Annotated in this window: 7 protein-coding genes; 5 read left to right on the forward strand and 2 right to left on the reverse strand. The window is 37.1% G+C overall.

Annotation, left to right across the window (positions count from 1 at the left end; genetic code table 11):
- Positions 1-26 precede the first annotated feature (26 nt).
- Both lipL and KI356_RS11780 read right to left on the reverse strand, forming a co-directional pair.
- Positions 27-872, reverse strand: a complete 846-nt coding sequence (gene lipL, locus KI356_RS11775; protein ID WP_128283014.1) for an octanoyl-[GcvH]:protein N-octanoyltransferase — start codon at positions 870-872, stop codon at positions 27-29.
- 295 nt (positions 873-1,167) lie between these two features.
- Positions 1,168-1,860 (reverse strand): RsfA family transcriptional regulator, encoded by a 693-nt coding sequence (locus tag KI356_RS11780; protein ID WP_212935498.1) that lies wholly within the window; start codon positions 1,858-1,860, stop codon positions 1,168-1,170.
- Between the two features lie 289 nt (positions 1,861-2,149).
- On the opposite strand from KI356_RS11780, the gene KI356_RS11785 reads away from it, so the two are divergent.
- The 5 genes from KI356_RS11785 (at position 2,150) to KI356_RS11805 (ending at position 6,672) form a co-directional block, all read left to right on the forward strand.
- Positions 2,150-2,374: a YuzB family protein gene (locus KI356_RS11785; protein ID WP_073517724.1), complete on the forward strand. Its 225-nt coding sequence runs from the start codon at positions 2,150-2,152 to the stop codon at positions 2,372-2,374.
- Between the two features lie 254 nt (positions 2,375-2,628).
- Positions 2,629-3,684 carry a FecCD family ABC transporter permease gene (locus KI356_RS11790; protein ID WP_128283012.1) on the forward strand — a complete coding sequence of 352 codons (1,056 nt, stop codon included), beginning with the start codon at positions 2,629-2,631 and terminating at the stop codon, positions 3,682-3,684.
- Positions 3,681-4,697 carry a FecCD family ABC transporter permease gene (locus tag KI356_RS11795; RefSeq protein WP_002123700.1) on the forward strand — a complete coding sequence of 339 codons (1,017 nt, stop codon included), beginning with the start codon at positions 3,681-3,683 and terminating at the stop codon, positions 4,695-4,697. Before KI356_RS11790 ends, KI356_RS11795 begins: the two co-directional genes overlap by 4 nt.
- A 15-nt stretch (positions 4,698-4,712) precedes the next feature.
- On the forward strand, positions 4,713-5,525 hold the full coding sequence (locus tag KI356_RS11800) for an ABC transporter ATP-binding protein (RefSeq protein ID WP_000212073.1): 813 nt from the start codon (positions 4,713-4,715) through the stop codon (positions 5,523-5,525).
- 208 nt (positions 5,526-5,733) lie between these two features.
- Positions 5,734-6,672, forward strand: coding sequence for an ABC transporter substrate-binding protein (locus tag KI356_RS11805; RefSeq protein WP_002123703.1), 939 nt, complete (start codon positions 5,734-5,736; stop codon positions 6,670-6,672).
- Positions 6,673-6,691 lie beyond the last annotated feature (19 nt).

A 6,691-nucleotide genomic window follows, 5' to 3' on the forward strand; every position in this document is an offset into this window, starting at 1 on the left:
TTCTTTTGAAATGAGGGTGGTCTTTTTTATTTTTCTAAGACAAGTGCTTTATTATTACGATCAATAATACGTTGTAAATTCGTCTCGTATAAAGGAACTTCATCTACTGTTAGCTGAGATGGTGTTAACTTTGGAGCGAATTGTTGCAATGTTTTTAAAAGGCGCATCATTAAATCTTGCACTGTAATTGTTTCGCCAAGTAATTCAGATAGTGAAGCCATTGTACTCGGTACAATTTCAGGATACGTAAATCGTGTTTCTTCTCCTTGAATCGCTACGTTGTAAAAATCACGAACGAGTGCGGCGCGCTCAGATCCGCTTCCTGTCGCACATAAGTAAATTTGTACAGCAACGCCTCCGCGAATACGACGCTGAGAAATACCAGCAAATTTTTGATCGCGAATGCTCAAATCATAGCTACCAGGACAATAAGAACCAACAATTTCTTTTGCCTCGATAGTAACATCGTAATCTTTTAACATTTCCTTAATTAAATGCCACATCGTATCGTATCCAAGATCGATGTCGATACCTTTTTCTGTTTCTTGGAATAAAAGTGATACGTTTAAAACACCTTCATCAAGTACGACCGCAAGTCCACCAGAATTACGAACGATAACGTTGAAGTCGTGTTCTTTTAAAAAGGAAATACCTTCTTCTAAATGTGGTAGGCGTGAATCTTGAATGCCAAGAACAATTGTATTGTGATGAACCCAAGAGCGCATTGTTGCAGCAGATAGGCCATTTCCAATACTTGTGCATAACGTGTCATCCATTGCGAATGACTGAAGTGCATGGAATGTTGGTCCTAAACTAGACTGATCTACAATACGCCACTCTGGCTGAGATAAAATCGAACGGGAATTGCTCATATAACTAACCCCTTATCTATAAAGTGAAACTTTAATCAGTGGGGGGCTGTTCATCCCCCACTGATTATTAGTTGAACTAATCGGGCATTTACGGGCAGTGGATTTCCCACCTAACTTCTTTGATTCAGCTAAATATTGAGGTGGGAATCTTACTGCCCGCAAATAGCGGGATAAAATGACAACCCCTATTATAGCAAAAAATGAAGAAAGGGGTTTTCTCGGATATAAAGTGAAACTTTAATCAGTGGGGGTTTGGAAATGAAAAAACAAAAAGGATGCATTGCATGCATCCTTTTTATTCTGCAATTTTTTCTAAGTTACCGTTTCGATCCATGCGGAAAGATGTTTGTGAGCGCTCCTCATCATCCATTACTGCTAATTTACGAGCACGGTTCATAATATTCATAAGTGTTTCGTAATCCTCTTGTACAGTATGAGATTGTTGTTCTAATTTTTCTAGTTTCTTTTCTAGTTCTTCATTTCGCAAGATTTGCGCTTTCATTTCTTGTTTCAATCTCGTATTCTCGTTTTCAAGAGCTGTTACTTTTATATTTGAAGATCCAACTGTTTGTAAAAAGTAAATAACATCTTGCATTGTTATTGAACTTTTTGAAGCAGGAACAGTCGGCTCTTGATATGGAATAGCTTCTGTATATTGAACAGCTGTTTCATACGGTACGTGTTCTTCATAATCAGTTATCGCCCCGGAAGCTGGTGGTGTATAAAGCAAACGTTTTTTTGCCTGTTCACCGCCCGCAGCACGCATTTTATCTTTACGATGTTTTTTTGCTAGTTGAAGAGCTTGTTCATAGCTATAGCGAACAACAGCATTCCAGCGGAAACCACAAGCAGCAGATGTGCGATTTAATTGATCACCAACTTCTTCAAATGCATTTAATTGAGTACTTCCTTCTCGAACATGGCGAAGGACTGTTTCAGCAAGTAATAAATCGTCCTCGTCTGTCCAAGCATCTTGTCTTACTTTCATAGATTCAACTCCCTTTCTTTTTATGAACTTCCTATTTTTATAATGGGCAAAAAAATGAGCTTTTATACAAAGCTTTTAAAAATATGGTAGATTTCAATGAAGAGAAAAAATGTGGCTATGAATGATGAAAGATTTTGAAGGAGAAAATATAAATAATAGGTAGCCTTATACAGGAATAGAGCTACGCCCGGAGACTTGCAACAAGCTTCAAAGAGCGGTAAAATACCATTTAGTGTTTATTTTTAAATGTACTTGTGAAAAGTTTAAAATAGAGGAAGTGTTATATATAATGGGAAACGAATTTCGTGTGTGCGATGATTGTCAGGCGACGAATGTTAAAACGTTGATTCCGAAGTTAAAAAAAGTAGATTCATGTGCAAAGATTGAGGTTGCATGTCAGTCTTACTGTGGCCCTGGTCGTAAAAAATCATTCGCATTTGTAAATAATCGTCCAGTTGCGGCTCCAACAGAAGACGAATTAATTGTAAAAATTGAAGCAAAATTAAATAAGTAAGAAAAAGAAGAGTGAACAGATTACTCTTCTTTTTTTATGTTTATAAAACGAGATGTGATATTAAATGCGGATTTTGTGTGGGTTCGTATTTCAAAATAATGGTTGACAGCCTTTTAAAGCACTAGGTAGAATAGAAAGTGTCTGATTCTGATAATCATTATCATGAAAAGGTCAATTCACCTAATTTTTTTATTATTATTTGAGAATAAATTTCATTTTATTAAATATATGTTGTTGGTTAGGATGGTTGAGGGATGGAAGCAAGCGCAAGGAGTATAGAACAGCAAGATGTGAATGTTAAAGAGATTAAGAGCAGACCACTCGTTGCTTCTATTATTTTAATAGCGGGCACAATTTTGTTAGCTTTAAGCATGGCAGTTTCTATTTCGTTTGGTGCAGCAGATATTAGTTTAAAGACCGTTTGGCAAGCTGTATTTCAGTTTGATGGGTCTAATACGCATCATAACGTAATTCAAGAACTTCGCATGCCTAGAGCAATAGGGGGCGTAGTTGCAGGTGCCTTTTTAGCGGTATCAGGAGCAATTATGCAAGGTATGACACGAAATCCACTTGCATCGCCATCGTTAATGGGGATTACAGATGGTGCTGTATTCGGGATTGCAATTATGTATGCATTCTTCCCTAATTCACCTTATTTAATGTTTGTTATCGCATCTTTTATTGGAGCTGCGTTTGGAGCTAGCATTGTATATGGTATTGGGTCTTCTTCACCAGGTGGATTAACGCCTGTGAAATTAGCTTTAGCTGGTGCGGCAATTAGTGCTTTATTAGGGGCAATTTCATCTGGAATTGCATTGTATTTCAACCTTGCCCAAGAGGTAAGTATGTGGAATGCAGGCGGTGTTGCTGGGGTGAAATGGCAAAGTATTAATATGTTAGTACCGATTGGTCTTGTTTGTCTCGTTATAGCAATTATGATGTCGAGATATATCACAATTTTAAGCTTTGGTGAAGAAATTGCGATTGGACTTGGTCAAAATACGACATTAATTAAATTTATCGGAACAGTACTTGTTCTTGTATTAACAGGTTCTGCGGTTTCTATGGCAGGATCAGTTGGATTTGTTGGACTTGTAATTCCGCATATGACTCGTTTCCTTGTAGGCTCAGATTATAGATGGGTTATTCCATGTTCTGCGGTCTTAGGTGGATTGCTAATTGAATGTGCAGATATGTTATCTCGCGTTATTAATCCACCATTTGAAACGCCAATTGGAGCAATTACAGCGCTAATTGGGGTGCCATTCTTCCTCTACTTAGCACGTAACGAAGGGAGAGGGAAAATGTGAGGACGAGCGTCTTAACAAAAAAGAACATTTCTATTTTAACGATTTTAGTAGGATTAATTGTTGCTGTATTTTTAGTAAGTTTAAATACAGGAACATTTAAAATTCCTCCAATAGATGTATTAAAGTCACTAGTTGGATTGGGTGCAGAAGATCAATCTGTTATTTTATTTGAATTTCGTATGCCACGTATGGTTATTGCTATATTAGTTGGTTCTGCATTAGCTATGTCAGGTGCAATTTTGCAAGGGTTATCACGAAACCCACTTGCTGATCCAGGTATTATAGGTATTAACGCCGGAGCGGGATTAACAGTTGTTGTATTCGTCTACTTTTTCTTTGGAAAAGTTGGAACTGGTACATTTTTATCTGTATTTATCCTTCCATTTTTCGCGCTAGTTGGTGCGATATTAGCAGCAGTTATTATTTATTTACTAGCATGGAAAGACGGCGTTTCATCGACTCGATTAATACTTGTCGGTATCGCTGTTGCAGCCGGATTTGGTGCTGTTAGTTTAATTTTTTCTATGAAGATGACATCTAACGACTTCCGTTTTGCAACGATTTGGCTGGCAGGAAGTTTATGGGGAACAGATTGGAAGTTCGTACTAAGTGTACTCCCATGGATGGTTATTTTCTTACCACTTGCCATTAGTAAAGCACACATATTAAATGTAATGAATTTAGGCGACTCTACAGCAGTTGGCCTTGGTGTAAACGTAGAAAAGGAAAGACGTAAACTATTATTTATTGCAGTTTGTTTAGCAGGTGCATCTGTTGCGGTGGCAGGCGGAATCGGTTTTATCGGTTTAATGGCGCCTCATTTAGCGAGAAGCCTTGTTGGTGGAAAGCATCAAATTATGTTACCAACGGCTGCATTAATAGGAACATTCTTGCTTTTATTTGCAGATGTAATTTCAAGAAGTGTGTTACCAACTTCAGAAATACCGGTCGGTCTTGTTATTTCTGTAATTGGCGCACCATATTTCATATATTTACTTATGAGGACAAAATAAAGGGAGGCTTTTTGTATGGCAACTTTAGCAGTTGATGCGGTATCTGTTGGTTATAATGAAGGGTTAATTATAGATGGATTAACAGTTGAAATTCCGGAAGGGCAAATTACAACGATTATTGGACCAAATGGTTGTGGGAAATCCACATTACTAAAAACGGCTTCTCGTATTTTGAAAGCAAAACGAGGTACTGTTTATCTTGATGGAAAAGCAATTGAGAAACAGCCAACGAAAGAAATCGCAAAGAAAATGGCGATTTTACCACAAACTGCAGAAGTGCCAACAGGCCTTACTGTGTTTGAACTTGTTTCATATGGACGTTTTCCTCATCAAAAAGGATTTGGAACATTGAAAGAAGAGGATTATCGCTACATTCATTGGGCACTTGAAGTGACGGGGATGACAGAATTCGCAAATCGTCCAGCAGAAGCTTTATCAGGTGGTCAGCGTCAACGTGTATGGATTGCGATGGCTCTTGCACAAGGAACAGATTTACTCGTGTTAGATGAACCAACAACATACTTAGACATGGCTCATCAACTTGAAGTATTAAACTTACTGAAGAAGTTAAACAAAGAAGAAGGCAGAACGATTGTTATGGTTATTCACGATTTAAATCATGCTTCTCGTTTCTCTGATCATATGATTGCATTAAAAGCTGGGAAGTTAATGAAACAAGGAACGCCAGATGAAGTTATGACAAGTGAAACGCTTCGAAATGTATTTGAAATCGAAGCTCAAATCGTTCCATGTCCAGTAAACTGTAAACCAATTTGTTTAACATACGATTTAGCGATGATTAATAATCAATTGCGTAAAAAAGCATAATTAATAGAATTGCCCCCTCTTAAAGAGGTGAGAGGGGGGACTTCTAATGGACGTTGAGCTTCTTACCCGTAGATGGGAAGTTGAACGCCCGTTAGAACGGGCTATAAACAACAATTAATAAAAATATATTAATTAAATGTTGTTTTCGTTTCTTATAGTTACATGCGAATTATAAGAGAAATACAGCTAGAAGGAGTGAAGTGGGAATATGAAGAATTTTAAAATGGCACTATTAGCAATGGTACTAGTTGTTACTTCTGTACTATTTGCAGCTTGTTCTAACAAAGAAGAAGAAAAGAAAGCAGATGCGAAGGTTGAAGAGCGCACTGTACAACATGCAAAAGGGGAAATTAAAATTCCTGCAAATCCAAAGAAAATTGCTGACCTTAGTGGTTCAACAGAAGAATTATTAATTTTCGGTATGAAACCGATTATTACTGCAAATACAACACAAGAAAAAATTGATGGACATATTGCGAAGAAATTAGAAGGTGTAAAACCAGTTGGTTCTGCTTGGGGCGATAAAATTAACATCGAAGCAGTAGCTGCTGCAAAACCAGACTTAATTCTTGTAAACAATCGTCAAGAAAAGATTTATGATCAATTATCTAAAATTGCACCAACAGTTATGTTAAAAACACCATTAGACCAATGGCGTCCAAAATTCGAAGAAGTAGGTCAAATCTTCGGTAAAGAGAAAGAAACAAAAGAATGGTTCAAACAGTATGATGAAAAAGCAAGCAAATTACATGACAAAATCGTTGCTAAAACTGGCGATGCAACATTCATGAAAATGGCTGCATATCCAAATGCTTTCCGCGTATACGGTGACTACGGTTACGGTAGCGTAATCTTTAATGACTTAAAGTTACCAGCAGTTAAAGGTACACCAACTGATAAACCGCTAGTACAAGTGCAAAAAGAAGCTTTAATCGATTACAACCCAGATTATTTATTCGTATTTACAACTGGTGACGGTTCTCAGCGTCTAAAAGAATTCCAAGAAGAATCAATTTGGAAAAATATGAACGCTGTTAAAAATAATCACGTATTCACAATTAGCAATGAAGACCTAAACAAAGGATACTTCCCACTAGGTAAAGAAATGATCTTAGACGAAGTTGCTGAATTTGTTTTAGGAAAATAATATATAAAGAAAAATCACT

Origin of the sequence: Bacillus hominis (assembly GCF_018332515.1) — a bacterium.
GTDB classification, from domain to species: Bacteria; Bacillota; Bacilli; order Bacillales; family Bacillaceae_G; genus Bacillus_A; species Bacillus_A hominis.